At 38.2% G+C, this 25,701-nt stretch carries 23 protein-coding genes, 1 tRNA gene and 1 pseudogene; 10 read left to right on the top strand and 15 right to left on the bottom strand.

Annotated elements, in window-relative coordinates; genetic code table 11:
• Positions 1-205 precede the first annotated feature (205 nt).
• A complete protein-coding gene (locus tag TY21_RS09890; protein WP_042239876.1) occupies positions 206-1,255 on the top strand; it encodes a Fic family protein in 1,050 nt (349 codons plus the stop codon).
• Positions 1,256-1,760: 505 nt separating this feature from the next.
• Positions 1,761-1,833 (top strand) — tRNA-Arg (locus TY21_RS09885).
• Positions 1,834-2,174: 341 nt separating this feature from the next.
• Here the strand turns inward: TY21_RS09885 and TY21_RS09880 are convergent.
• Positions 2,175-2,432 (bottom strand): KH domain-containing protein, encoded by a 258-nt coding sequence (locus tag TY21_RS09880; protein ID WP_039386287.1) that lies wholly within the window; start codon positions 2,430-2,432, stop codon positions 2,175-2,177.
• A gap of 212 nt (positions 2,433-2,644) precedes the next feature.
• On the opposite strand from TY21_RS09880, the gene TY21_RS09875 reads away from it, so the two are divergent.
• Both TY21_RS09875 and TY21_RS09870 read left to right on the top strand, forming a co-directional pair.
• On the top strand, positions 2,645-2,905 hold the full coding sequence (locus TY21_RS09875; protein ID WP_042239862.1) for a hypothetical protein: 261 nt from the start codon (positions 2,645-2,647) through the stop codon (positions 2,903-2,905).
• A 29-nt stretch (positions 2,906-2,934) separates the two neighbouring features.
• The gene (locus TY21_RS09870) at positions 2,935-3,945 is read left to right on the top strand and encodes a hypothetical protein (RefSeq protein WP_130589448.1); all 1,011 of its coding nucleotides are present in this window, start codon (positions 2,935-2,937) and stop codon (positions 3,943-3,945) included.
• A gap of 198 nt (positions 3,946-4,143) precedes the next feature.
• Here the strand turns inward: TY21_RS09870 and TY21_RS09865 are convergent, their stop codons facing one another.
• From TY21_RS09865 to TY21_RS09830, 8 genes are all read right to left on the bottom strand, one after another.
• Positions 4,144-4,278: a D-aminoacyl-tRNA deacylase gene (locus TY21_RS09865; protein WP_079979848.1), complete on the bottom strand. Its 135-nt coding sequence runs from the start codon at positions 4,276-4,278 to the stop codon at positions 4,144-4,146.
• 160 nt (positions 4,279-4,438) lie between these two features.
• On the bottom strand, positions 4,439-5,407 hold the full coding sequence (locus tag TY21_RS09860; protein WP_042239670.1) for an RluA family pseudouridine synthase: 969 nt from the start codon (positions 5,405-5,407) through the stop codon (positions 4,439-4,441).
• 64 nt (positions 5,408-5,471) lie between these two features.
• On the bottom strand, positions 5,472-5,816 hold the full coding sequence (locus tag TY21_RS09855) for a hypothetical protein (RefSeq protein ID WP_052354413.1): 345 nt from the start codon (positions 5,814-5,816) through the stop codon (positions 5,472-5,474).
• Positions 5,817-5,822: 6 nt separating this feature from the next.
• Positions 5,823-6,092, bottom strand: coding sequence for a hypothetical protein (locus tag TY21_RS09850; protein WP_130589686.1), 270 nt, complete (start codon positions 6,090-6,092; stop codon positions 5,823-5,825).
• 194 nt (positions 6,093-6,286) lie between these two features.
• Entirely contained in the window at positions 6,287-6,565 is a 279-nt protein-coding gene (locus TY21_RS09845; protein WP_042239672.1) for a hypothetical protein, read from the bottom strand.
• 347 nt (positions 6,566-6,912) lie between these two features.
• Positions 6,913-7,521 carry a regulatory protein RecX gene (locus TY21_RS09840; protein WP_042239675.1) on the bottom strand — a complete coding sequence of 203 codons (609 nt, stop codon included), beginning with the start codon at positions 7,519-7,521 and terminating at the stop codon, positions 6,913-6,915.
• Positions 7,522-7,538: 17 nt separating this feature from the next.
• On the bottom strand, positions 7,539-9,440 hold the full coding sequence (locus TY21_RS09835) for a DNA topoisomerase IV subunit A (RefSeq protein ID WP_039386295.1): 1,902 nt from the start codon (positions 9,438-9,440) through the stop codon (positions 7,539-7,541).
• 187 nt (positions 9,441-9,627) lie between these two features.
• Positions 9,628-11,496 (bottom strand): DNA topoisomerase IV subunit B, encoded by a 1,869-nt coding sequence (locus tag TY21_RS09830; protein WP_042239676.1) that lies wholly within the window; start codon positions 11,494-11,496, stop codon positions 9,628-9,630.
• A gap of 101 nt (positions 11,497-11,597) precedes the next feature.
• On the opposite strand from TY21_RS09830, the gene pseB reads away from it, so the two are divergent.
• From pseB to TY21_RS09815, 3 genes are all read left to right on the top strand, one after another.
• On the top strand, positions 11,598-12,617 hold the full coding sequence (gene pseB, locus TY21_RS09825) for a UDP-N-acetylglucosamine 4,6-dehydratase (inverting) (RefSeq protein ID WP_042239678.1): 1,020 nt from the start codon (positions 11,598-11,600) through the stop codon (positions 12,615-12,617).
• Positions 12,618-12,671: 54 nt separating this feature from the next.
• Complete coding sequence (locus TY21_RS09820; protein WP_042239679.1) at positions 12,672-13,700, top strand: glutamyl-tRNA reductase; 1,029 nt, start codon at positions 12,672-12,674, stop codon at positions 13,698-13,700.
• A 189-nt stretch (positions 13,701-13,889) separates the two neighbouring features.
• Entirely contained in the window at positions 13,890-15,374 is a 1,485-nt protein-coding gene (locus TY21_RS09815; protein WP_232044362.1) for a glycosyltransferase family 39 protein, read from the top strand.
• 457 nt (positions 15,375-15,831) lie between these two features.
• Here TY21_RS09815 and TY21_RS09810 read toward each other — a convergent pair whose 3' ends face one another.
• From TY21_RS09810 to dnaB, 4 genes are all read right to left on the bottom strand, one after another.
• Complete coding sequence (locus TY21_RS09810; protein WP_042239680.1) at positions 15,832-16,563, bottom strand: lipoate--protein ligase family protein; 732 nt, start codon at positions 16,561-16,563, stop codon at positions 15,832-15,834.
• On the bottom strand, positions 16,556-18,451 hold the full coding sequence (gene mnmG / locus TY21_RS09805; protein ID WP_042239681.1) for a tRNA uridine-5-carboxymethylaminomethyl(34) synthesis enzyme MnmG: 1,896 nt from the start codon (positions 18,449-18,451) through the stop codon (positions 16,556-16,558). Before mnmG ends, TY21_RS09810 begins: the two co-directional genes overlap by 8 nt.
• A gap of 85 nt (positions 18,452-18,536) precedes the next feature.
• Positions 18,537-18,623: an AURKAIP1/COX24 domain-containing protein gene (locus TY21_RS12000; RefSeq protein WP_079979849.1), complete on the bottom strand. Its 87-nt coding sequence runs from the start codon at positions 18,621-18,623 to the stop codon at positions 18,537-18,539.
• A gap of 342 nt (positions 18,624-18,965) precedes the next feature.
• Positions 18,966-20,411, bottom strand: a complete 1,446-nt coding sequence (gene dnaB / locus TY21_RS09795) for a replicative DNA helicase (RefSeq protein ID WP_039386302.1) — start codon at positions 20,409-20,411, stop codon at positions 18,966-18,968.
• A gap of 406 nt (positions 20,412-20,817) precedes the next feature.
• Here dnaB and rpoN point away from each other — a divergent pair, with 406 nt between their 5' ends.
• Complete coding sequence (gene rpoN, locus TY21_RS09790) at positions 20,818-22,302, top strand: RNA polymerase factor sigma-54 (RefSeq protein ID WP_042239682.1); 1,485 nt, start codon at positions 20,818-20,820, stop codon at positions 22,300-22,302.
• 555 nt (positions 22,303-22,857) lie between these two features.
• On the top strand, positions 22,858-24,528 hold the full coding sequence (locus tag TY21_RS09785; protein WP_042239684.1) for a SulP family inorganic anion transporter: 1,671 nt from the start codon (positions 22,858-22,860) through the stop codon (positions 24,526-24,528).
• 378 nt (positions 24,529-24,906) lie between these two features.
• On the opposite strand, the pseudogene TY21_RS11995 reads toward TY21_RS09785, so the two are convergent.
• Positions 24,907-25,129 (bottom strand): annotated as a pseudogene (locus tag TY21_RS11995) (transposase).
• A gap of 6 nt (positions 25,130-25,135) precedes the next feature.
• A complete protein-coding gene (locus TY21_RS11710; RefSeq protein ID WP_255350931.1) occupies positions 25,136-25,261 on the bottom strand; it encodes a hypothetical protein in 126 nt (41 codons plus the stop codon).
• A 137-nt stretch (positions 25,262-25,398) separates the two neighbouring features.
• On the opposite strand from TY21_RS11710, the gene TY21_RS11705 reads away from it, so the two are divergent.
• Positions 25,399-25,521, top strand: a complete 123-nt coding sequence (locus TY21_RS11705) for a hypothetical protein (RefSeq protein ID WP_255350932.1) — start codon at positions 25,399-25,401, stop codon at positions 25,519-25,521.
• Positions 25,522-25,701 lie beyond the last annotated feature (180 nt).

Raw genomic sequence — 25,701 nt, 5'->3', positions numbered from 1 at the left:
AATAGAGAAGCCCTTTCAGAATTCTACCACTTAAACAAACGGTAGCAAGCTAAAAATTTACACGTTTTTTAAGCGCCTTTTTATTTTATAAAGCCTTGATTACATCATTCATTACAAGCAGCACCTTAAAAATAGAATAGAGTGAGAAATTTATTGCCAGTTGCTCATTTTTATGACACAATTAGAGAAAAGGTGTCATTAAAACTTGCCATTTCATCCTCATTTTACTATTACTATCCCGTTAGCATCCGCTCTTACAGCGATTGAACGCACGCGAGGTTTTTTAGAAGCTGCTAAGCTTTCAGAGAATTGGTTATCCAAAATGCAAGCCCGTGCACTAATTTTGGAAGCACATCATACCACTCATATAGAAGGGACTCACTTGAGCCTCGATCAGTCTAAAAAGCTGCTTTCGGGGGTGAAAATGTCGGATGTTAATTTTGAAGACGTAAAGGAATTATTAAATTATAAAAAGGCTTTTGATTTTGTCGCTGACTATGTTTTTTCCCGCGGGACCATTACTGAAGGCTTAATTAGAGAAATTCACAAACGCTTAGTCGAAGGTGTGCGAGGAAATAGTGCTCAACCGGGCCAATATAGAACCATTCAAAATTACGTAGCTAATTCAAAAACCAAAGAAATCATTTATACTCCCCCTGCACCCTATGATGTTCCCCTACTCATGGCTGAACTAGTCGATTGGTTACAACACGAAGAAAAGATCCCTCCTGTGCTGTTAGCTGGAATTGCCCAATTTCAGCTAGTTCATATCCATCCTTTTCTAGACGGTAATGGCAGAACAGCTCGGCTGCTATCCACCTTATGTCTTCATCGGTCGGGATATGATTTTAAAAAGCTTTTTACGATTAGCGAATATTATGATCGCAATCGACAGGAGTATTATCAAGCCATCCAGTCTGTTAGAAATAATCATATGGATATGACAAGCTGGCTGGAGTATTTTTCTACAGCATTAGAGACACAAATGCATGAAATCCAACTTAAAGGATCTCAGGCGATTAAATTGGATATTTTAGCCCTAAAATATAAACTGTCTGAAAGGCAAAAACAGGCCCTAGAAATTTTACTGGAAACAGAAAAAAAGTTTACTATTCAGGAATACGAGTTGCTCTGTCCTGGCATTAACCGACGTTCGCTCCAACGAGACCTTTCCCATCTGATAGAAATAGGGTTGATTTTACAGGAAGGGATCAAAAAAGCTACCCATTATAGAATTAACCCCAGCCTAGATTAATCTTTTACGACATTTTTATGACACCTTTTACGACAAAAAACCGTAAAATCAGTCATATAAAAAACGATAGAGAGGATAATCCCTCTCTCTTTTGGCTCCTTTATAAAAATTTTTCGCCTTAAAGAGAATGTCAAAAACACACATCTATACTTTTCTTTAAAAAGCTTTTTATTGATGAAAGAAAAACATATAATACGCTTTAAAAAAATTTAGCCTGCATACCCAACCCTCTGAAAGATGTCTCTCTGCTTAACGAAAAGGATTGTATAAAGTATGGAGGTGCATAAGGAGTAGCTCAAAAGCGTGTAACTACCGCTCTTTTCAATTAAGCTATTTCTCTAAGCTTATATTCCTTGCCATAAAAAGACCCAGTTCTATAGGTGAGTGGTATGTAGAAAAAAATAAGGACTTTTACTAAACACTTTTTTCTATCTTTATTTGACGTTTTATCCATTTGAACTTGAAAATAAGATAGAGATTACTGTATTGTTTTATTACTTGTTTTGGACTGATAGCTCAGTGGATAGAGCACCCGCCTTCTAAGCGGGTGGTCGTAGGTTCGAATCCTACTCGGTCCAATTTTACTTCCCTTCCCTATTTTTCTTTAATCTTTGATTACGTTGTAAACTTTATAAAAAAGCATTTTGAATTCTAGGCAATCATTTTTTCCCTGATTTAGGGATAATTCCAGTAGATTAGCAAGCACCTATTTAAATCAGAGGAGCAAACTATAGGGGGCATAGAATTTCAAGAAATCTAATAGAGAAGTTTAAAAAAACGATCGTAAGTAAAGCGAAAAGATTCAGCTAGTAAACCTTTGCAAAAATAAAGAAACATTTGCTTTTGCTGTTAGCTAAAGCGGATGAGGCAGAGTAAAGGAGGGATAGCCCATACAACAAACTTACCCTCCACCTTTTATTTAGCCTTCCTGCTTAACTGGATTACCATCTTCAAGTATTTCCAGATTCACACGAATGCCATTGCGGCTAGCCACAGACATTAAAAGAGTACGAATGGCATTAATCGTTTTACCTTTTTTACCTATGATTTTTCCTATATCCGATTTTTCAACCGATAGTTCAATAATCAGAGTTTGTGTTCCCCCAATCTCATTAATTTTTACCTTGTCAGGATGGTCGACCAGATTCTTGACTATGTATGCTACAAATTCTTTCATAGTTCGATCCTTTTTCAATGTGTATATTTGACAAAAGTTTTCCAAATTTAGACTTGTGTGGCCCTTATTCTGCCCTTACATCTAGGGTATCCCAATTATTTTTATAAATCTACATAAAATTTGTATATCTATTAAAGGGGGGTGTAATTAAAAGTGTTGGCAAGATAAGGAAGGATTAATACATACTGAAAATGTAGCAAAAGGAGGTTCATATGTTTAACGAAGAAGAAGTTAATAAAGTATTTAATCGCTTAAAGAATCATCCCAACTTATTAGAATCCATTAGAGAATTATTAGATATTACCGAAGGAGTTAAAGGGATTGAAGTGGCGGATGATGCGGAATTTGCTCTTATTCCCGAAGTTAGAGGCTTAGGAAAAAAATGCCTTGAGGATTGGGCAAAGCATCAAGTAAATGAACAAGAAGCTAAGGCTCGGGAAATGAAATTAAGACGGCACTCAAAAAAAAACTAAATTGGCATACAACATTTGGGATAGTAGGCATGGAAGAGAGATGCTTCCTACAAGCAGGAAAATTGATTAGACCCTTTTCCTTGTCTTCCAAGGTTAGATGTAGAGGGTATTCTTTACCGTTAGAGCGAGCAATAACCGACTTTGGAGCAGATATTGCGTTTGGAAAAGTAGGGGAAAAGATGAAGGAGCATTATGGAATTGAAGCTCCCTCTTCCATGGTTAGATTGATTACCCAAAAGCATGCAAGCAAAATAGCTAAGCTAAAAAAAGAAACGTCGAGCCAAGAAGCAATTATTATCAGTGAAACAGATGGGAGTATGGTACCCATTGTGGAGATAGATGAGGCCGACAAACAAGCAAAAAAAGATGCAAGAAAAGCACGGAAAGTATGTTGGAAAGAAGCCAAACTAAGTTTGGCAAGAGGCAAGGATAGAGCCAACCGCTTTTATGCTGGTAGTATTGGAACGGCAGAACAAGCGGGTCAACAGATGCTAGAATGTGCTTCTTTAGCGGGTCTGAAAGAAGGCAGCTATGTGCATGTCGTAAGTGATGGTGCTCCGTGGATAGCTGAACAAGTAAAGCTAAAATTTTGCAATCGAAGCGGTCACTTAATTGATTTTTATCATCTGTGTGAATATTTATCCGAGGCTGCGATTTGGTGCAATATTTTTGAGCCAAAAAAGTGGTTAGAAGAAAGTAAAGAGAAGTTAAAAGCTGGAAAAAGCCGAGAAGTTTTCAAAGAGATTGAAATTAAGTTCAAGGGGCTAGATCATCCTGAGCAGGAGAATGGCTTAGTGAGATGTTATAGATATATGGAAAAAAGACTGGATATGATGAATTATAAAAGCGCTTTAGATAAAGGCTTACCGATTGGTTCAGGCGAAATAGAGAGTAGCCATAGGCATGTGGTGCAAAAGAGGCTGAAAATAGCGGGAGCTTGGTGGAAGGCAGAAAATGCTAATGCGATACTGAACTTAAGAATAGGTAGATTAAATGGCCACTGGGAAGCTTACTGGAGTTCCTACAAAACTGCTGCTTAAAAAGAATTGCCAACACTTTTGTTTACACCCATTAAAGGGGTGATTTATAAAAAAAGCTCAGATTACCCCCTCATAAGAAAGCCCTTCTTCGCTAGGAATGAGCCTCTCGTTAATTAAATCGATTGGCTTGTGAGTACCAGCTTTAACGGGTTGAACATCTAGCCCCTTTCTTTTCCCAACTTGGCTAAAAATCTTTCACTAACGGATTTCTGCCAAAGACGAAGAGGCTTGCTTCCAAAGGTCAGGCCTTCTGCCTTTTTTGTAATTTCTATATAGAGTAAATTGACTAATTATCAAAAGTTTCCCTGCGATATTTGCTAAATAAAGATGCATTTTCTCTTGTTTACCTTAAAACCTCTTAGGAGACAAATTTGCTTGCCAGCCATATTATTTCCTTCAGTTGGTCGTTTTAATGAATTTCAAGAAAACTCTCGTCCTTTTTAGATTTTTGTTGAAACTTTTTCTCTACTCTTTAATGCTAGCTTTTTCAGCTTTAGGAAGAAATAGTCACCTTTTTCCCCTCCCCTGCATGTTTTATTAATTTTTCTACCCACACTCTCATATCCGAAGGTATGTCTGCTTTAAAGCTTAAAAGATGGCCTTTAACAGGGTGCTTAAATTGAAGAATATGAGCATGAAGAAGCTGCCTACTAACTCCATATTTTTTGTTTATCTGTAGATTTCCATACAGAGGATCTCCTAAGATAGGGGCTCCTAAGTGTTGCATATGAACCCGTATTTGATGAGTCCTGCCTGTTTTTAAATTGACCTGTACTAAGCTAAAAGGAGCGGAATGATTTTTGGTTTCACATACACTAATGGCCAGACGTCCTCCCTCTTCTAAAACCTTCATCTTTTGTCGGAAAACAGGATGTCGCCCAATAAAATTTCTAATTTCCTGGCTACCAGGATTACCTACACAGATAGCTAAATATTCTTTATAAACTTCTCGATTAGAAAACATTTCAATTAAACGGGTATGGGCCTCAGTAGTTTTAGCAGCCACCAGTAAGCCGGAAGTGTCCTTATCTAAGCGATGAACGATGCCAGGACGTGGATAAAGCTCCTCTACCTGATTTTTTGGTAGATTCTGGCAATGATAAATGAGAGCGTGTACGAAGGTACCAGTAGGATGACCAGGTGCAGGATGTACAACCATACCAGCCGGTTTATTGACGACAATCAGGTCATTATCTTCGTAAATAATATTTAAAGGAATAGCTTCCGGCTGCAGTCCAATTTCAGGGGTAAGGATATAATGGATATGGATTTCATCATCTACTAAGGGTCGATAACGTTTTTTAACTACTTCGCCATTAACAAAAATTCTTCCCTGCTCTATTAAATATTGAAAATATGTTCGAGAATGTACGCCTAAAAAACGCTGGGAAAGAATTTTATCCAAACGCTCTCCCTCTTCCTCCTCGCGGATAATCACACATTCACTTTCATCGTTTTTCATGCGAAACTTATATTTATTAGAGGAAAATCGACTCAACAGCTAATGAAAACTTCTATAGCCTTTTTTAAGCTTTCCTTTTTTTGTTTTTATAAGAAATAACCGCAGGGGCAACTTCCTTTTGAGGAAGGGCAAATAAGACTAGATTAGAGTGCGTATAATTGTAATCAGGTGCTAGCTTCTTTAAGAGGCTAAAAATATGAGCTTCTAAAAGCTCTAATTGCCCGACATTTTGTTCGTTACTAACGAATTTGCCTATATAGTGCTCTTCTTGATAAGTGACTTCTTCTAAATACCCACTGCCTGGCTGAAGGAAGAAATGAAGATATTCAGGAGTATTTTTTTCTAAGGCCCTTGTAAAGGCCTCATCTACTAAAAAGCCAAGAAAAAGTGAGGGGATAATAAAATTCATTATTATTTATTGTTGACTACGACCTTTTCTAAGAATCTCTTTAAAACGCTGCTGGTGCTTTTGCATGCCATTGCAGATGTTCATGGCTAAGCCTTGCATCATAGCCTTATGCATCTCTGGAGCCTTTTCTTTAAGATCAGACATGCTGCTAATGGTTGCAAATCGCTCACTATTTTGTGGAGATGCGGCCATGGAGGAAGGCGTAGTAGAGGAAGAAGTATTCATAGCCTCTGGTACACTAGCAGAATTTACTGCCTCGGATTTTTCTGCTCCCATATTGCTCCTTGAATTAACTAAAATTTATTTTTCTTCTATTGGCACTATAGCAAAAAAATGAAGAATTTACCAAATAAATTAGCTTTAGCTTTTCTTAAGTTTTGGTATAAACGCCCAATTAACCCTTCTAAAGAAAGTTAATGAGACAAAAAAACTTTAAGACTCTAGCTAGCTTAGTTGGCCCCTACCTGCGCTTAGCCTTCTGAGGCACGACGAGCTTCTTCTTGCACTTGCTTTAAATGGGCTTGCTGTTGAGCCATTCTACTGCATACATTCATCGCAATTCCTTGCATCATCGCTGAGTAAACTTCAGGAGATTGATCTTTTAATTCCGCTAAATTACTCACACTGCCTCCTTCTACCGCAGCGGGGTTAGTTGCCGAGCTCGCCGAAGGGGTGACAGCATTAGCAGGACTTACTGCTGCAGAAGAAGTTACAGTGGAAAGAGAGGTTATAGTAGGATCACTCATCATACACCTTCTGGTAAAAGATTTCTTCTCTTTCTTTATTATACTAAAATTATGATTTTACAAACACTATCTTATAATAATTTTAAGAATTATTCTTTTCCAGTTAAAGCTATCTATTTAATAAAAAAAGAAATTTTTTCACAGGGAAGATTTTATTTTTAGAAAAGGGCTATTTTTTATATGCTTTAATAGAAGAAAGCACTTAATCCTAAGAGGTAAAATTTTTAAACGTTAAGTAGCTAAATCTTAAAAATTTATTTTTTTCATGTTTTTTACTACCTCTTACGCGCTAGGGTAAAGAGAAAAGAGGAGTGCAAAAAGAAATAAGTAGAGCTAAGGGATAAATTTTATTATTCTTCTACTTTTAATGCATCTTTTACCGCTTGAATATCAAACCCTTTACGGATAAGGGCGGCAAAAACTTTTTGTTTTTCTCGATAATCAGCCAGATTGCGAGTTTTATATTTGGTATTTATTAAATGCTGAATGCTGTGCTGAGAAGTATTTGCTTGGACATACATTCCCACATATTTATGGGCTTCTACACGAGATATTCCTTTATTCATCAACTGGCAGATAATTCGTTGAGGCCCTGTATGACGAGCCAATTGCCTTTTAACAAATCCTTCAAGCCACTCATTATCATTTAAATAGCCTAGGCGTGTGCACTCTTGCAAAATTTCTTCTATAGTTTCCTCTGAAACTAGGTTTCTTTTTAACAATTTTTTCATTTGAATAGATAGATAGCTGCGCAAGGCAAGGCAATCTAAAGCGTATTTTTTAGCTTTGACATATTCTAACTTTTTAAACTTTTCTTGAAAGGCTGCTAAGCTATCGCTTTCTGGAAGCAAGGGTTGGCGTCCGAATATTTTGGTATGGATATCTCGCCAAGATTCCTCTTCAATAAATACAGTCATTAGCAAGCGAGATCCTTCTTTGGGCAGACAACTAATTTTCATGTGGCTCCCCTTTTTGATCACTTCATGAGAACGATCTTTTTTACAGGCCTTTGGTCCATACGAATTCCTTTGGAAGAAACACTTTTAACGGTGGTTGCAGCAAAATCAAATATGACTTTAGATTGCTTCTGTTTAATTTTGGGAATAAGCTGTAATTCTACACGCGCTTGCTCTGCAGTAGAAATATACTGTAGCTCCATTCCTTCTTCAATATAATTATAAATTTTATCCAAAATGAACTGAGTAATAATGAAGCGTTTAGCAAAACAAATATGAGTTTGAGGATTTTTGTAGGCTACATTTATAAGGGTTTTTTTGTCAGCAATACCTGCATACACGACTTTATTGCCGTTATGATGAACATATTGCTTTTCAGGTATATTAATCACAGTGTAGGTACCATCTTTAAACATAAGCAAAATCTTATCAAAATTTGTACATTCAAAAAGATTATTACCACCTACTTTAGTGCCGACAAATCCAGAAACAGGATCAAACCCTACTTTAACATTTCGTAGAGTCATTGCACGCTTATCTACTTGTTGGATAGCTTGTAACTGGGTGGTACGAGGATAAGCTTTGCCATATTTGTTAATTATTCCGCGAATGTAATTAATCGTAAACTTTTTAATATCTTTAAGATCTTTTTCTACTTTCGCTAGTTGCTTACGTGTAGCAGCAATTTCTTCTTGATTTTTATCTAAATCGAAACGAGAAATACGTCGAATGGGAATATTCAGCAAAGCTTCTCGATCTTCATAAGTAGGAATACGAGAAAGTTGCTGATGGAAAGGTTCTAAACTTAATTCTATCGCTCCATGAATTTTATCATAGGAAGAGATATTTTCAATGGTTTTATAAAGGCGATTTTCTATAAAGATCTGTTCCAAAGTCTTATTAAAAATTTTTTCATAGAGTTTTTTACGCTCAATTTCTAGCTCTTGAGATAAATAACCCTGTAGCAATTCGGTATGATACTCTAAGACTTCATTAACAGTAGGCTCCCAAGGTAAATTATCCTTAATGACTACAAGTGAAGAGTTTAATACTATTTCACATTCGGTATAGGCATGTAAAGCATCAATAAGATCGGGTGCATACTGTCCTCGCGGTAATTTGATCTCAATTTCTACTTTTTCAGCGGTGTAATCATTGATTGAATCAATTTTAATTTTGCCTTTCTTGGCTGCTTCATCAATCGAACGGATTAGTGATTCTGTGGTAGTTCCATAGCAAATCTCCGTGATCACCAAAGTCTTAGGATCTCGTATCTCTATCTTGGCACGCAGCTTGACTTTCCCTTTCCCTTTCTCATACTCAGAAGCATCCATGATACCGCCTGTAGGAAAATCGGGCACAATCGTATACTCGCGCCCCTCTAAGATAGCAATCTCGGCTTCCAGTAGCTCTACAAAATTGTGAGGGAGGATATGCGTTGCCATTCCTACCGCTATACCATCGGCACCTTGCATCAGCACTAAAGGAATTTTGGCAGGAAGCGAAATAGGCTCTTGATGGCGCCCATCATAAGAAGGAATCGTTTGGGTGAGTTCAGGATTAAACATGGTGCTTTGAGCTAAATCAGAAAGCCGTGTTTCAATGTAGCGTGCTGCTGCCGCAGGATCGCCAGTGAACATATTACCAAAATTTCCTTGCTGGTCTAGCAGGTAACCTTTATTAGACATATTCACAAGGGCTTCCACGATAGGCGCATCCCCATGAGGATGGTAGGCCATAGTTTGGCCAGCTACATTGGCCACCTTATGCAATTTGCCATCATGCATCATCCATAAAGTAAATAAAATACGCCTCTGCACCGGCTTAAGACCATCCACTACATTAGGAATGGCGCGATCTAAAATCACATAAGATGCATATTTAAGATAATTAAGCTGCATGAGTTGCTTAATGTCATCCATAAGATTTTATACTCAATAATCCATTTAGATAGTTTAGGGATACTAATAGCCAACAACACTATAGGCTTAACAAAAAAAAACCGTAATAAAAAAATAATAACGCAAATTTAATAAAACAGTTGAAACACCCTTTATTTAATGTTGGCTATATTTAGTAGGAGTTTCTTTTTATTTCTTGCCCGAAAGGCTATTTTTCTTTATTGCCTGGTTTATCTGCTGCTAGGGTAGCTATTTCTTTTAAAGAATCTTCATCTTCGTTGATTAAATTACGCATGATAAATTGCTTACGTTCCGGTGTATTCTTACCCATGTAAAATTGCACAGTCGTTTTAATATCAGAAAAAGCATGAATGGTTACAGGAAGAAGGCGGATATTGTGGCTGATAAACTGCTTGAATTCTCCTGGGGAAATTTCACCCAAACCTTTAAAACGGGTGATTTCTATTCCTTTTTTTAATTTAGCTACCGCTTTATCACGCTCTTCAGGGCTATAGCAATAATAAGTTTTTTCTTTATTCCTTACTTTGAATAAAGGTGTTTCTAGTATGTAGAGATGTCCATTTAAAACCAATCCTTCAAAATAGGTAAGGAAAAAAGTAATCAATAGATTGCGGATATGCATGCCATCCACGTCCGCATCGGTAGCTAAAATAACCTTCTGATAGCGAAGCTGAGAAATATCGTCTTCCACATTAAGGGCACTCATCAGATTAAACAATTCTTCATTTTTATAAAGTTGATCCAGTTTCATGCCATGCACGTTTAAGGGTTTGCCACGTAGAGAATAAACAGCCTGCGTAAAAGGATTTCTAGCAGCTACAATGGAAGCGCTTGCAGAATCTCCTTCTGTAAGAAAAATCATGCTCTTTTCTCCATCGGCAGTTCCATCTTGAAAATGACATTTGCAATCACGAAGCTTAGGAATTTTAAAGGAAATTTTTTTTTGCTTTTCTTTGGCCTCTTTCTTAACATTTGCAAGCTCTTTGCGAAGCTTTTCATTAAAAGCGATTCTCTCAATAATTTGATTAGCAGTCGTTGGGTTTTTATATAAAAGATCAATTACAGCTTCTTTTACTTCTTGAACGACCGGCCCACGCACTTCATTATTGCCTAATTTATTTTTAGTCTGCGATTCAAAAAGAGGATCTTTAACCTTAACAAGAACTGTTCCTACTATGCCTTCCCGTACATCCACCCCTTGAAAATTCTTTTTAGCATATTCATTGACGCCTTTTAAAAGACCTTCGCGAAAAGCTGATAAATGGGTACCTCCATCAGCCGTATATTGACCATTCACAAACGAAAAGTAGGTCTCTCCATAACTTTGCGTATGAAGAAAAGCAAATTCAAGCATTTTGCCACGGTAATGCAAAGGCTCATAAAAACGATCGTCGACGGCAACTTCAGCATTTAATAGATCGAGTAAACCGTTTTTGGACTCAATACGCTCACCATTAAAGTGAATCACCAATCCAGCATTCAAATAAGCATAATGCCAAAGACGTTTAATGATGTATTCTTTATGGAAGCTATATTTCTTGAAAATTTCTATATCTGGAATGAATTGCACAAAAGTGCCGTTAGGTTCTTTTGTAGTGCCTTCAATTTTGTGCTTTAAAACTCCTTGAGAAAAGTGGGCCTCAAAGTAATGGCCATCCCGATGACTGCGCGCTATAAAGCGGCTAGAAAGAGCATTTACCGCTTTGGTTCCCACACCATTTAGTCCTACAGAAAACTGAAAAACATCATCATTGTATTTGGCGCCCGTATTGATTTGGCTCACGCATTCAATCACTTTACCAAGAGGGATCCCTCGCCCATAGTCTCTTACGGCAATCATTCCTTTTTCTTCGTCTAATTCAATGACAATTTTATTCCCATGCTTCATAATAAATTCGTCAACACTATTGTCGATAATTTCTTTAAGCATGATATAGATACCATCATCTGGATGGGAGCCATCGCCTAAACGCCCTATATACATCCCCGATCTTAATCGAATATGGGATAAGGCGTCTAAAGTTTTTACGCTACTTTCGTCATATTGCTTTGCCATGAGTTAAACACTATGTTAAAAGGAATTTGAATGATTTATGGAAACAGAATATATAAAAACGAATTCTAAATCCAGGTTTTTGAACAGGAGCACCTACACAAATGCATACAACAAATTTTTTTAAAGATAAAACGTTATTGATTACTGGGGGCACCGGCAGCTTTGGACAAACACTAGCTAAGCGCCTACTCATAGAAGATCAATGTCGTAAAGTGATTATCTTCAGTCGAGATGAATGGAAGCAGTGGGAGATGCGTCAATCAGCTCCTATTTTTTCTCATCCTAAAATCCGCTATTTCCTAGGAGATGTACGCGATAAATCACGCCTTAAACGCGCTTTTAGTGAAGTTAATTATATTGTGCATGCAGCTGCTTTAAAGCAAGTGCCTGCTGCTGAATATAATCCTACGGAGTTCATTAAAACAAATATTATAGGTGCCATGAATGTAATTGATGCTGCTATCGATAGTGGCGTTGAAAAAGTTATGGCGCTTTCAACCGATAAAGCTGCCAATCCTATTAACCTTTACGGGGCGACTAAGCTATGTGCAGATAAGCTGTTTGTGGCAGGAAATTCCTATGTAGGCGCCCGTAGTCACCCTACCTTTGCTGTAGTACGCTATGGAAATGTGCTTGGTAGTCGAGGAAGCGTTATTCCTTTCTGGAAGAAACTACTAGCAGAGGGTGCCCAGGCATTGCCTATCACAGATAAAAGAATGACACGTTTTTGGATCACCCTTGAGCAATCTGTCGATTTCGTGCTTCAATCTTTTTTACGTTCCCAAGGGGGAGAAATTTTTGTGCCTAAAATTCCTAGCATGAAAATCGTAGATTTAGCTCAGGCATTTGCACCTGCAATCCCTCACAAATATACCGGCATTCGAGAAGGTGAAAAGCTGCATGAACTTATGATAGGCTTAGAAGATGCTCGTCATACCTTGGAATTTACCGATCATTATCTGATCATTCCAGAACTCTACCATCACGATGAATTACTGAAAGAGAAGCTATTAACACGAGGAGAGGGTCGACGATTGCCTGAAGATTTTTCTTATGCCTCCAACACTAATTCTCAATGGCTTGGAATTGAAGCTCTGCGTCAATTGATCCTCCAGCTTTGACCATAATTTTAAAATTATTTATAAGGGCGTAATTTATATCTATTAAGGAATGCCATGCGAATTGGAGTACTGGGAATCAATTATAAGCTTGCTGATTTGAAACTTCGAGAATTATTGGCTAAGGCTTGCCAAAAACGCTTGGGAGCAGGAACGTCTATGCATGGCCATCACCACTTTATTCTTCTCTCTACTTGTAACCGCACAGAGATTTATTTTTGCTCAGATGATTTAGCTGATACTCATACCTATCTTCTTAATATTTTTAGAAATGAAGTCGACATGCAATTTGATCAAAAGCTCTACTCTTATTTTGGACATGATTGCTTCTATCATCTTTCGCGCGTGACGGCAGGGCTTGATAGTGCTATCGTCGCCGAAACAGAGATTCAAAGCCAAGTTAAGCATGCTTACAAGATCTCTTGCCAATTTTCTCAGCTTCCCGAAGACATGCATTATCTTTTTCAAAAGTCTTTAAAGATAGCTAAAAAAATCCGCTCGCAACACCTTTTAACTCGCGCTCTTCCTGATATTGAACATGCGATCTTTAACACAGGCAGCCATTTTTTTAAAAATCTTTCTCAGGCTAAAATCCTTTTGGTGGGGGCCTCGGCTATCAATCAAAAAATTCTTCGCTTTCTGATGAGTAAAAATTTTACCGACATTACGATTTGTAATCGAACAAAAAAGCATGCTATCGATCTTGCAAAAACCTACCAACTTAACCTTTTAGAGTGGCAATCTCTTGCCCAATGGCATCAATTTGATTGGATTATCTGTGGCACGAAAGCTCCTCAGGCATTGATTAGTTACTCCCACTTACCTATTAAGGAAATTCCAGCTAAACTTCTTATAGATTTAGGGGTGCCTCGAAATATAGATCCTTCCATTGCTCGACATAATAAAATCACTCTTCTTAATATTGACCAAATTAATCGCATGCTTACCTTTCGCAAGCAAAAGCTTTACGAACATCTGACTAAGGCTGATCATGGCATTATCGAAGCTACTAAGCAGCACATTCATCTCTTTAAGCAAAAGCAAACTTATCGAGAGCAGTTACTAGCTGTAGGAATGGGCGCTTAAAGTTTTTTTAAGCTCCTTGCACTGCTTTTTAGGCTCCGGTAGAGGCTTATTTAATTTTTTCTTCTCAATTCTTACAAGCTATTGTATGATCGAGATAAAAAAATTGAGCGCACTACCATGCAAGGCTTCCTAAATTCTTCAAAAAACTTTCCCCTACTCCTATTTCTTGTCCTTGGAAAAGCTGCCATCATGATTTTAACCATTCTCTATAGCCCTATTGGCTTGGGACCAGACGAGGCTCAATATTGGACATGGAGCCAAGATCTTAGCTGGGGCTATTATAGTAAGCCGCCCGGCATTGCTTGGCAAATCTGGCTGGGCACTCATTTGTTAGGAAATACAGAGCTAGGGGTACGCTGTATGTCTGTGGTTTTAGCAGCCCTCTATCCTCTTTTGATTTACTCCCTAGCACGAGCTTGTAGATTAAAGCCTAGGACATGCTTTTGGGCAGGGCTCGTTATGGCTTTAACCCCTCTAGGCATAGCGGGGAGCTTTTTCGCTATTACAGATGGGGGGATGATGCTCTTTTGGATCTTAGCGTGCCTAGTGATCGCCTATTCTTTAAATAGAGGTCAGAGGCCTTCTTACTGGCTTTTAGGCCTAATCGTAGGATTAGGAGCTCTTTTTAAATGGCCTATCTATATTCTATGGCTAGGGATTCTTTGCTTTTTCCCTCTGTATCCTCTACTCATTCATCGCCATTTTTTGATAGGCTTAGCTATTTCTCTTTTAGGGCTTTTTCCTTCACTCGTTTGGAATGCCCAGCATGATTGGGTAACTTTTCGTCATGTTTTTTCTACCCTGTATGTCCCCCAAGTTCCTTTGCAGGCAAAATCTACCTTTTTTAATGGCAATTTTTGGGAGTTTCTAGGAGCTCAATCAGCCTTGCTCTCTCCTATTGTTTTTATACTTTTAATCCTTAGCTTTTACAGGTTATATAAAGAGCGGAATACTCTTCCTTCTGCTTTATGCTTTTGCGGTCTCCTTTGTTTTTCTTTGCTTAGCCTATTTTTAACGCTCTCTATTTTTAAAAAATTGCAAGGCAATTGGGGAGATTTTGCCTTTCCTTCAGGAATTGTATGCCTCTGTTGGTTTTGCTGTGAACGAGCGCAGAAAATGCTTTTTTGGCTAAAGGGAGGGCTCGTTCTCTCCATTTTATTATGTCTATTAGCTTTTCTACTCCCCTCTCTGCAGTTGTCCCTCCCTTTTAATACTCCTTATAAAATTAATCCCTTTAAGCACAACCTAGGATGGAGCACATTGCGCCAGGAACTGGCTACTCTAAGGGTAGATCCTGCCCAGGAATTTTTATTTAGCGATAAATACCAGATGAGTAGCCTCTTAAGCTTTTATAATCCAGCTCAGCAAAGAGCTTACTTTTTAAATTTACAGGGAGCAAGAAAAAATCAATTTTCCTTTTGGCCTAGCATGAAAGAAGAGCAGCTAGGAAAAACAGGCTATTTTATTGTAACTGAGAATCATCCCCATCTTGATCAGCTGGATGATCTTCAGATCCAGCACTACTGCCACTTACTTGCAAAATATTTTCAGACAGTTGAATTTAAAGAGAAAAAAATTCTTTTTTCCCTTGGCCATCAGAAAGTTAAAGAAGCTGCTTTATTTAAATGTATAAATTACCAAGGCCTCACCCCTGCTGATCCAGAGTTATATTGATCTTAAAGAAACACTTAAAAAAAAAATCAGGCCAATAAATTCTAAGAACTAATTATCAAGAGATAGGCGACAAAAAGCCCTTTCTTTTTCGATTTTAGAGCTTTACATCTAGAATATTAATAAGCGTTTACGTTATCATGAGATCATGAAAGCAGGATATTCTAGCTGCTGTTTGGGACTCCTTGGGAATATAAAGCCAATCAACGATAATTATTTTTTTGGGGGCTCACGACGCTAGCCATCCGTTGCCAGAATACGTGCTATTCGAGGCATCGATCGCTAGGGAGCGAACCCACCTATACAGACTGTGTTGATTACGCAGTTTTCCAAGCCCCTTACAGCGGCCCTTTTTACCCTCGCTGAGCTCTTTTTTTTAAGCTCCTTTATTTAAGCTAGCCCGTTGAGTCAAGCTCATTTCTCCATTTAACCTTAAAAAAGATAACCCCATTGCTCTTATTTAGAATAGATCGATTCTTTGAGAAGTTCTTCGATGAGGAATTTGGGTGACTTTGTAGGCTTCAGAGAGAGAGGAAATTTCAACTTTAAAATAAACCTTTAAGGTTTTTAAAAATCTATTCACCACTTCTTGCTTGCTTGGCAAATACTCACCTAACTTGCATAGGAAATTATCATGAGAGCGTCGTTCACGATAACCAGGCATTTTAGGGGGCATTTTTAGGTAAGCCATGTTTTCTGCCTGGTAGTCCCATAAAAATGAAGTATGATGTAGCCAACGATTTTTCGTCATATATTGAGCATTTCCTCCACATTTTCTCCCTTTAATCACATAATCATTCTCACATAAACGCAATTCTATCTCCTGAAAGACCAAACGATAAAAAATCTCGCTCCACTGGAAAACAGCATGAGGATAGCAGGGAATGCCTAGATCTGCCTGATTAAAAATAAAAGTTTTTATGATAGAATCCGCATCAATGAAAACGGTCCCTCCCCCGCTAAATCGGCGAATCAGTGGCACAGGCTGTTTTTGAAGTCTATTTAGATCAATGACTTTTTCAGGAGAAGAAGATATCCCCATGACGATGGCTTCTGGAGGGTTTGGGTTGATTAAACACCAATTACGTTGATCAACGCGCAAAAGAGCTTCTTCCAGCTGCAGCTGCTCGAGAATGGTAGATTGACTTAAAAGCAAAACATTAAGAGGGGGACGAAAGGGGGCCTTACTCACTTCCTTCACTGCTAGGAAAAGAAGAAAGAGCCTCTTGATTGACTAGCTCAGAATTTTTATTAGCATTAAACCGCACTAAGGCAATCATTAGAACAGAAATATCTGCTGGCGAAACTCCTGAAAGGCGTGAGGCCTGTCCTAAATTTAAGGGATGGGCATCTGCTAGTTTTTGTAAGGCTTCATTTCTTAAGCCTGTAATAGAGGCAAAATTGAAATCTTTAGGAATGAGAATATGCTCAAGATGAGCCAATTTAGCTACTTCGCTATGCTGACGTTGAATATACCCTGCATATTTTAAAGCAAGCTCGATCTGAAAGTTAATTTCCATGCCGTAATCCTGCATTTCAGCAGGATAATCATTTAACAAACTTGCATAATTATTTTCTGGGCGGCAAAGAAGCTGCGCTAAGCTATACCCTTTTCCTTTGAGCTGAACGAAAACTTTGTCAAGTCGATTCACACCTTCTTGAATCATTTTTTCTTTATATTTAAGAGAAGCATAGCGTTTTTCTTCTATCAAGCCAATTTCATAACCATAATGACGCAATCTAAGATCGGCATTATCTTGCCTGAGCAAAAGGCGATGCTCGGCTCGGCTAGTGAACATGCGATAAGGCTCATCTAAACCCTTAGTGACCAGATCATCGATCATTACACCAATGTAGGCTTCCGATCTTTTCAAGATTAACGGGGGCTTAGCTTGTACATGATGAGCTGCATTGATTCCTGCCATTAATCCTTGTCCAGCAGCTTCTTCGTACCCTGAGGTTCCATTGATCTGCCCCGCTAGAAAAAGTCCTTCTATCGTCTTACATTGCAAAGAGCTATCAATTTGCCCGCTTACTACATAATCATATTCGATAGCATAAGCAGGACGCATGATTTCAGCATTTCTTAAAGCAGGAATACTTTTAATGAAAGCCATTTGTACATCAAAAGGGAGAGAAGAAGAGACCCCATTCACATACACCTCTTCTGTTTTTAAGCCTTCAGGCTCCAGAAAAATTTGATGGCGCTCTTTATCAGCAAATCGCACGATTTTATCTTCAATCGAGGGACAATAGCGCGGGCCCACTCCGGTGATTTTACCTGAATACATAGGAGAGCGATGAATATTTTCTAAAATAATTTTTTTAGTTTCTTCTGTAGTATAAGTGATATAGCAAGATATTTGAGGCAAGCGATTGATTGGCTCATCATCGAAAGAAAACTTGACATTCGGATCGCCAGGCTGCTCTTCAGTGTGGCTATAATCGATCGATCGCTGGTTCACCCGTGGCGGAGTACCTGTTTTTAGACGTCCTAACTTTAAGCCTAGCTTTATCAAGCTAGCTGATAAGCCAACAGCAGGCTGGTCACCAGCACGGCCACCGGCATAATTGGTCTCTCCAATATGCAGCAAGCCTCGCATAAAAGTTCCGGAAGAAATCACTAAAGCTGAGCAATAGTAGAGAATACCTTCCTTGGTAATCACCCCTTGGATGCGATCTTGTTCAACAATTAATTCTTCAATGGTCCCTTGTTTAATTTCTAAGCCAGGCGTTTTCTCCAAGCGATGCTTCATCTCCAGCTGATAAGCAGCTTTATCGGCTTGTGCTCTAGGAGCCCATACCGCAGGACCTTTAGTAGCATTCAACATCCGAAATTGAATTCCTGTGCAATCGATAGCTTTGCCCATTTCTCCGCCTAGGGCATCGATTTCCCGGACAATATGGCCTTTAGCCACTCCCCCTACAGCAGGATTGCAGCTCATTTTTCCAATCGTATCCAAATTCATTGTTAATAAAAGTGTTCTTGCACCTAGGCGAGCAGAAGCTAAAGCAGCTTCGCAGCCTGCATGGCCAGCTCCCATGATAATAACATCATACTTGGTTGGATATTTCCACATAAAACTCAAAGATTAAAAGAAGTAGTTGAGAAGCAAAAGAGAACGCAGGGGTTCTCTTTAAAACTCTGCCAGCTTTTTTAGCCGGTTAGGTTTTGTGACGATCACGTCTACTACGCTTCTTGCGCTTATGCTTTGCAATTTTGTATCTGCGCTTCTTTTTTACAGATGACATAGTTTCTCCCAAACAACAGTTATATATTTTAAATTTAAACGCTTAAAGACTAATTTTGGGAATAATACTCTATTTGGGATTAAAAAGTAAAGTCATATCTTGAAGAGAAGAAGGGTTAAAACTTTTTGTCTTTCCTAGCAAATTTCTTTAAATTCATTAAAGCACCCATCAAGCTTCTTTTACTCTTATCCAACAACTCTTCAGCCTTCTTTAATTCTTGCTATAAACATCCAAAAAATTCATAAAAAGCATAAAGTACCGATAGACCGTGATAGGTTTAAACTCAACTAGTTATCTTCTTTGCTAAGGATAGGAAAAGAGCTAGAAAGGCCGAAGAACGCTTTAATTAAAATTACCAAATTCGGAGGCCATCTCTTTTTCTGCAGAGGCATTGGGGTCGTATTTAACAGGAATATAATTAGCAAACTGCACGATTTCTTTACGATAGGTAAAGTTAATACTTCCTACCCCGCCATGGCGGTTTTTAGCTACTATCAATTCAGCCATGCCAGGTTTATCCATAGGATCATAATATTCTCGCCTCAATAAGAATAAAATAATATCCGAGTCTTGCTCAATACTACCACTTTCACGCAAATCACTCATCATCGGACGATGTCCTTGACGCTCTTCTACTTTTCTTGACAGCTGGGATAGACATAGGACAGGAATATTAAGCTCCCTTGCCAAATTTTTTAGTAAACGTGAAATTTCTGAGATTTCATTCTGACGATTTTCCTGTCCTCGAAAAGAGCCGGAGCCTGTAATCAATTGCAAGTAGTCTATCACTAAAAACCCTATGCCGTAAGTTTCTTTCATACGTCGGGCACGTGCTCTTAAATCTGTAATTTTAAGTCCAGGCTGATCATCAATGACCATCACATGATTTTGCATCATATTGACAGCTGAAACAATCCTTTGGTATTCAATACCATTTAAAGAGCCTGTTTTAATTTTATCGGACTCTACTTCTGACTGAGAGCAAATAATTCGATGCACGAGTTGCTCTGCACTCATCTCTAAGGAAAAAACACCTACTGGCATATTGCTCTTAAAGCAGACATTTTCGGCGATATTGATAGCTAAGGCCGTTTTACCCATAGCGGGGCGAGCAGCAAGGATCATCAAATTAGAATTATTGAGTCCATTAATTAACTTATCCAAGTCGGTATAGAAAGTAGGAAGACCAGTAATACCACTTTCTTCCGGCCCACGTTCTTGATAACGAACCTGCCGCTCTTCTAAAGCTTTCAAAAAAGGAGTAGCCGTTTCAGCCTTAACGCCGGATAAAATTTGGCTAATCAGCTTACCTGTCGTTTGATTGGCAGTTTGGCTTATTTGATAAAAAAGTTGCTGGGCTTCATCTAGAGCACCCAGCACATCTTGTGGCTCTTCCAGGGCTTTTTTTTCAACCACTTGAGACGTATTAATCATGCGTCTTAAAATAGCTTTGTTGCGAACAATGTCGGTGTATTCTTCAATATAAGCGGAAGTACCAGCATATTGAGCTAAAGTTGTTATATAAGCAGCTCCACCTGCCGCTTTTAGCTTACTTAAGCGCTTTAACTCTTCACAGACAAGATGCACGTCAGCAGGCTTATCATTTTTATAAGAAGTCTTTAAAACCTCAAAAATGATTTTATGCTCGGTGTAATAAAAATCGGCCTCATCTAGGCCATCCGCCGCAATGTTAAGGCCGTTGACACTGGTAAGCATGCATCCTAGAACCATCATTTCAGATTCTTTAGAGTTAGGAGCCACGCGAACTTTAGAAGGATTATCTGACATATCCACATCCCATTAAATTTGGATAAACTATACTATAAACCTCTAGTTTATCCCAAGAAATTGCCGTTTACTTCTTTAGCTTTCTCCCTTATCCCTCTTTCACTTTCTTAATTTAAGGCGTTTATTATGAACAGCTTAAATATTTTTAATCCACGTTTTAGTAAATATTCATTTACATAGATTAAAGCTCACCATTAAAGAAATGCTATAAGTTAAGATTTATCGGCTATTAGCAAAAACAAGAGGAATAAAAATAGTTTAAGCCCTGAATTAATTGCAGGCTTGGCCTTATTTTTTTTAAGCTGTCTTGCAACCTACTAAAGCTCAAAGTGACATTCATCAGACATCTAAGGCTAAACTAAAAAAATTCTTGTCAATTCTATAAAAATCTTTTAAATAGTGAGGTATGAGTGATCCAATTTCTTTAAACCTATTAGCTCGCCAAGCCACAAGCCTTAAGCAAACGCAGCGCCTGATGATGTCGCCACAAATGCAACAGGCTATTCATTTGCTACAAATGCCTGTGCTAGAGCTTTCAGCAACCGTGGAGCAAGAAGTTCAACAAAACCCTTTGCTCGATTTTATTGAAGGAGAAGAGGAGAATTCTAATTTAAAGAAGTTAGAAGAAGAGAATGCAGAAATTCCTGAGGAAGGCGAACAACAACCTGAAAAAGAATTATCTTTTAATGAAAATGATTTTGAGATTATGAAAAAACTCGATGAAGAGTTTCGGGACTATCTATACGATCTTCCTCCTTCCAGCCATCGCACACAAGAAGAAGAAAAGCTTAAGACATTTCAGGAAAGCTCTATTTACGCTGAAAGTTCTCTTTTTGAATATTTAATGCAACAGGCAAAAGAATCTTTTGATCATGAAGAAGATAGAGCAATAGCTGAAGCAATCATTGGTAACTTTGATGAGAATGGATTTTTGCAAACTCCCCTTCAAGAAATTGCTGGGCTTTATAATTTTCCTATAGGAAAAATTAAAAGTCTTTTAAAAACAATACAAGCTTTCGAGCCCTATGGGGTTGGAGCCGCCAATATGCAAGAATCTTTACTTATTCAATTACGATGTCGCCAAAAGCACCATACTCTCGCTTACAAAATTCTTGAAGAACATTATGAAGACCTTATTCATAATCGCATTCCTTCTATTAATAAAAAGCTTGCTTGCTCCTCGGAAGAAATCTCAAAGGCTCTGCAAAAAGATATTTCTCGCTTGGATCTGCATCCTGGAACAGGACATTTCAAACATTTTGTCCAATATATTACTCCGGATGCTACTATTGAAATAAGCAATGATAACTTAGCTGTACGCATAAACAATGATTTTCTACCCTCCATGCGGATTAATAGACGTTATTTGCAGATGTTAGAGGATGAATCTCTTTCTTCAGATACCAAAGAGTTTATTCGTATTAAGTTATCCTCGGCTAAATGGCTCTTTAAGAATGTGCATCAGCGTAATGACACTCTTTTAAAAATCTTAGAACTACTTACCAACCAGCAAAAGGAATTTTTCTTGGATGATTGCGGCAAGCTTATGCCTTTAACAATGAAATCAATAGCCGAACAATTGAACTTGCATGAATCTACTATTGCCCGCGCAGTTGCTAATAAATATATCGATACTCCCCGCGGGATCCTTCCTTTGCGCTCCTTTTTTACAAACGCTTTACAGTCACAAAAAGGAGAAGACATTTCTTCCAATACCATAAAAAGCTTACTGAAGGAAATAATTAGCCAAGAAGATAAAAAACATCCTTTGTCCGATGCCAATTTATCTAAGCTATTAACGGAAAAAGGAATGGACTGCGCTAGACGTACAATAGCCAAATATCGAACCGAGCTCAAGCTAGGCAATGCTCAGCAAAGGCGCCAATATTAAAGCTTTGTTCTTAAAAAATATGGAAGAGTTAACAACTTACTTTTTATTTTTCCTTAATTTTCAACCGTTGAAGTGAGTTTAACACGGACTTAATGCAATCGATAAACTTGGGAGAAAGAGATCCTGACGACTAAGAAAAACTGCTTAAAAAATAGAGAAAAGATGATTTAGCTGAAAAATTTACGCCGCCTAGCATGAATGGTAAATTAAACTAAATATTTAGTTAATTTATAAACTTAAGAGCAAAGCCTTATTTTTAGCATGAATGAGCTTACATTTTAAGTTATGCTAGATAGAAAAGGATGAAACAGCCGCTTATAATTTTACTTTGGAAATATGCCGTTTTACCATTTCCTAGTAATGTAACCTACTAGCAGTTAATAAGCTAGTATGTTGAGCTAAAGTCGTTAAACTTAAACGATTGATTTCGCAGCAGGTGCAAATATAAAGGGAGCATGGAAAAAGAGACTTTTTCTTTTAGCCAAAAAATTATCTCTCCATCCTTGCAAGCTATTGTGCTGGGATACTGGCTTATTTAATTATGTAGGACAAGTTATGCAATCTAAATATACGGATTTTATTCCCAAAAGCATTGTATGTTTTCGTGAAGGTTATTCAAAAGAATACTTTTTAAATGATCTTTTTGCAGGAATCAGCGTAGGTGTTATTGCGCTTCCATTGGCTCTGGCTTTCGCCATTGCTTCAGGGGTGTCACCGGAAAGGGGATTATTTACAGCAATTATCGCGGGTTTTCTCATTTCTTTGCTGGGTGGTAGCCGTGTGCAAATTGGGGGCCCAACAGGAGCTTTTGTTATCATCGTAGATGCAGCCATACAAAAGCACGGATATGAAGGCTTAGCTTTGGCCACCCTCATAGCGGGTATCCTGATCGTATTGATGGGGTTGGCACGCTTTGGTGTACTTCTTAAATTTATTCCCTACCCTGTAATCACAGGGTTTACCACCGGCATCGCACTGATTATTTTTTCTTCGCAAATTAAAGATTTTTTTGGACTAGAGGCAGATAGAGTTCCCTCTGAGTTCCTTGAAAAGTATAAATTTTATTATGAAATCGCACCTACATGGAACCTATGGGCATTTTTAATTGCCTTTTCGACGCTTACCTTAATATTTGTATTAAGGCATTATCATCCTAGATGGCCAGGTGCAATCATTGCAATCACTCTAGCTACGACTGCTGCCTATTTTTTTGATCTTCCTATTGAAACTATTGAATCCAAATTTGGAGAAATCCCTAGAACTCTTCCCAGCCCAGCCCTTCCTCACTTTTCCTATGATCTTTTTAAAGCGGTACTCCCTGACGCCATTACAATAGCTTTATTAGGAGCCATAGAGTCTTTATTATCCGCTGTTGTGGCCGACGGAATGATAGGAACCAAACATAGATCAAATGGAGAGCTAGTGGCTCAAGGATTAGCAAATATAGGATCAGTAATCTTTGGAGGCATTCCAGCAACAGGAGCCATTGCCCGTACCTCAGCTAACATAAGAATGGGGGCCAAAACGCCTGTAGCAGGTATGATTCATGCCATTACCCTTCTTCTGCTTATGCTTTTTTTGGCTCCTCTAGCAGGGAAAATTCCCTTAGCGGCTCTGGCGGGTGTCCTAACATTTGTTGCTTGGAATATGAGCGAGCTGCCGCATGTTATAGAAATTTTAAAAGGACATCAGAGTGACGCAATTATTTTACTCATCACATTTTTACTAACCGTTTTGATAGATCTTACGGTTGCTGTACAAGTCGGTATTATTTTGGCAGCTCTGCTATTTCTGAAACGAATGACTGACAAAACTACCGTAGAAATTTGTCAAAATTTAGTGAAGGAGAATAAAAATGAAATAGCAGAACCTTCTGATGCTGAACTTCTTTTTCGAAAAGATATCCCCTCTGATGTGACAGTTTTCGAGATTAGAGGGCCATTTTTCTATAGCGTGGCTGATCTACTCGATGAGGTTCTTTTTCAATTAAACTATCACCCCCGAGTTTTTATTCTACGTCTTCATAAAACTCCCTTAATTGACGCGACTGGATTACGAGCTATTAAGCAATTTGGATTGAAGTGTAAAAAGAAAGGCATAATATTTATGCTCGCTGATGTCGATGATAAAAACTATGATTTATTTATTAACTCAGGAATAGCAGAAGCCATTGGAAAAGACCTTATGTTTAAAGACATTGAAGCAGCCCTTGCTTATTGTAAATAGTTAAAGTCATGGTTTGCCCCTAATTTTTTAGCGTTTATTATTCTCTGCCCCCAATGAAATTTAATGGCAGATAGAAAGCTTCGCTCCTTTACGGTTGGGCTGTTTGAAACTTCGTTTCTAGAGACAACTCTATTCTTTAAAAGTTACAAGTAAGCCTTTTGCCTCAATTATATGGATAATAGCCTCTTTTTCTTTCTATTTTTTATTAATCTACGCGAGTTATCGGATAAGAAAACACTCTAAGGTTGCTTCAAATTATACCTAAACTGTAAGCCAACTCATTAACTTTTGCTTTTCCATGCGAGTAAATTGCATGCAGGGCTTACAGGGCTCGTAAGCATAGGCCACTATTTCGCTGATTAGATTGACAAAAAAATTTCAAGCGCTGCGATGTCGAGGATGTTCGATTTGACAAGAGGTTTTCAATTTATTGTTAACGCTTTCAATCACCTCGCTTTTTTAATAAAATCTTATCTGCCAGTGACATTAGCTTGTTTTTCATATTCTTTCTAAGCCTATTAATAATTTCTAAGCCCCTGCCGTAAAGCTTGATAAACAATTGGTGAGATAAGTGAGTAGAGCAGGCGGATTTCACTCCCATCCCCTCTTAAAGCCGGACGGAAGCCTCTCGGCTCATCCGGCTCTCATTATCTAAACTGTTGGTATATAACCAAGCTTCCAATGAACGAATAAATTGGGAGAAGACTTTGCAATCTGTGCTATATAGTGACATGCTTTGATCTTGTGTCTATTGTATTTGCGATATTTTCGTTTTGTCCATTTACACACATAGTCATTTACGTTCCTCCATAGCCAGCTCCCTTACAAATCTTTAAAAGAGAACAAAGCTTATTTGTCACGCGTGTGCCCATGCAAATCAAAGAGGTAAAAGAACTCATATTTGAAGTGCCTTACGACAAAACTGTAGAGATAGTAGAAAGCTATCGAGCTTTTGAGAGTACCTCTTGCCATGCAGGCTTTGAACAAAGATAGGTAGTCATTTTCAGCCAAGTGAACTATCAAAGAGAATACCCTACTTAGCCAAGCATTACCTTAAGGGCAGTGAAAAAGAAGCCAAAGCCTTTATTAAGCTCATGCAGCAAGAGTTCTCATGTCCAAGCGATGCTAAGCGTAAATTAGATAAGTTTGCAAAAAAAATTTAAATATATACAG

The organism is Neochlamydia sp. S13 (assembly GCF_000648235.2).
Taxonomy (GTDB): domain Bacteria; phylum Chlamydiota; class Chlamydiia; order Chlamydiales; family Parachlamydiaceae; genus Neochlamydia.
The sequence above is the reverse complement of the archived record's forward strand: the minus strand, read 5'-3'. Positions and strand labels throughout refer to the sequence as shown.